This window comes from Bradyrhizobium sp. WSM1743 (assembly GCF_000473065.1).
GTDB lineage: Bacteria > Pseudomonadota > Alphaproteobacteria > Rhizobiales > Xanthobacteraceae > Bradyrhizobium.
Genome location: NZ_AXAZ01000149.1, coordinates 1 through 2,431 on the forward strand (window position 1 = coordinate 1; position 2,431 = coordinate 2,431).

The 2,431-nt window shown below is 55.8% G+C and carries 1 protein-coding gene; it reads left to right on the plus strand.

Features of this window, described 5'->3' with window-relative positions; all coding sequences use genetic code 11:
• Positions 1-261 precede the first annotated feature (261 nt).
• Positions 262-2,052: an alpha/beta hydrolase gene (locus YU9_RS0138215; protein WP_027577391.1), complete on the plus strand. Its 1,791-nt coding sequence runs from the start codon at positions 262-264 to the stop codon at positions 2,050-2,052.
• Positions 2,053-2,431 lie beyond the last annotated feature (379 nt).

Genomic DNA, 2,431 nt, shown 5'->3' on the forward strand with positions numbered 1-2,431 from the left:
AAAGCAGGCAGCGCAACAGACCTATCTGTAGGGGGTCAATTTTGGACGCCGATCCCCCGGCTTAGGGGGTCAATATTGCAAGCCGAATGACACCATAGGCGCGCCGGCGACGAACGGGGCTGATGTACAGAAGCCCGGCTTTAACATAACCAATCAACCCTACCTGCCGACGCGCGTGTCACCAACCGCATGCGGTGAGGTGTTGTTTTTTTGGAAGCTACCCAAGACGGCTCTGGTCAGGCCTGTCAGGAGGAAAGACTTATGGCCGAGAAGTGGATGGAGCAGCCCATCTGGGATCCGATTGCCCTCGCAGCGCAACTGCGTGACATCATGAAACAAACCCAAGTACTGATGCGGCACTTCACGCCTCATGAGGCTGACGCGATTAAGTTCGGCGGGGGCGAATGGTCAATGCTTGGGTTTGATTTTTTCGAGTTCATGACGAGGATGATGATCGACCCGGCGGTGGTCGCACGCGCGCAGGTCGGCCTATTCCACAACATGGTAGGTATCTGGCAGAAAACCGCCCTACGCCTACTCATGCTGCGTGCACGCGAGGCCGATACCCCAAACGATAAACGGTTCAAGCATCCGGAATGGAGCGAGAATGTTGTCTTCAGCTTTGTGAAAGACAGTTATCTTGTTGCAGCAGCGTCGGTTCTTTCTGCAATCCGCGAAGTCAAAGGCATGGACGAGGCCTCTGCCCGCAAGGTCGACTTCTATACCCGCCAGCTGATTGATGCCCTGTCCCCTTCCAATTTCGTCGCTACCAATCCGGAGGTCCTCACCGCAACCTTGGCGTCGGGCGGACAGAACCTGCTGCGCGGTTTGGAGAACCTTCTTGCCGATCTGGAGCGCGGCAAAGGCCGTCTTGCGATCACGATGACCGACATGAAGGCTTTCCGCCTCGGCGAAAACATCGCAATGACTCCCGGAAAAGTGATCTATCAAAACGAGCTCATGCAACTAATCCAATATACGCCGTCGACACGAGAGGTCCGCAGGCGGCCACTCCTCATCGTGCCGCCGTGGATCAACAAGTTCTATGTTCTCGATCTGCAGCCGAAAAACTCTTTCATAAAATGGGCCGTCGATCAGGGACATACTGTTCTCGTCATCTCCTGGGTAAATCCCGACAAGCAGCACGCTGAAAAGAACTTTGAAAACTACATGCTCGAGGGCCCCTTGGCGGCCCTCGATGCTATCGAGTCTGCGACCGGAGAGCATAGCGTCAACGCGATCGGCTATTGCCTCGGCGGAACACTGCTCGCCTCGACGCTGGCATATTTGGTCGCGAAGGGCGAGGACCGGATTACAAGCGTCACCTATCTCGCGACGCTCGTCGATTTTACCGAAGTTGGGGATATGGCCGTCTTCATAGACGAAGAGCAATTGGCATATCTCGAAAGACGGATGCGCCAGCATGGATGTCTGGAAGCGCATCAAATGGCGACGACGTTCAACATGTTGCGCGCCAATGACCTGATCTGGTCGTTTGTCGTTAGCAATTATCTGCTCGGCAAGAAGCAAATGCCCGGAGATCTTTTGTTTTGGAACTCCGATTCGACCCGCATGCCCGCGGCGATGCATTCGTTCTACTTGCGCAGGATGTATCACGAAAATCTCCTGGCAAAACCCGGTGGGATCACGTTGGCGGATACGCCGATAGATCTGTCGAAAGTCAGGACTCCGAGTTTCATTCTGGCAACCCGCGAAGACCACATCGCGCCGTGGAAATCGACCTATGCGGCGACACGCTTGTACTCCGGACCGGTCAAGTTCGTTTTATCCGATGCAGGCCATATGGCTGGCGTCATCAGCCCACCAGGCACCAAATACGGGCATTGGGTGAACGACGATTTGCCGCCCAGTCCAGACGAATGGTTCGTCAACGCTGCGCCTCGTCAACGGTCGTGGTGGCTGCTTTGGCACGAATGGGTAACCCAATTTGACGAAGGCCGCGTTCCGGCTCGCGACCCCGGCAGCGGTCGGTTGCCGATTATCAAAAACGCGCCCGGTTCCTACGTCCGCGTGAGATCGATGGCCTTGTAGGTTGCGGCGGAAGTGATCTGTCGCTGCGCGCAAATCAGAATTACGGAACGTTGATGTCCGCTCTGGTCTCAACAGCTAATATCCCTGCGGAGCGATCCGGATGCCCCTACTTGCCTGTCCGCTTTCAAAAAACGAGGTGTAGAAAATAGGGCTTGATCTCGGTCTCAGTATGCAAGTTCGGCATTTCCGGTATGGGTCAAAATGCGAAGAACTCAGGTGAGCAAATCTGGTCCGCTCTGCCGCGATAAGCGGACCTCCGTGAGACGCAGCGCAACTTCGCAGAAGGGCCATGAACGGACATGACAGAATTATTCGATCACCTCGTCGGCGCGCGCGAGCAACGCTGGGGGCAGGGTCAGGGCGAATGCTTTCGCCGCCT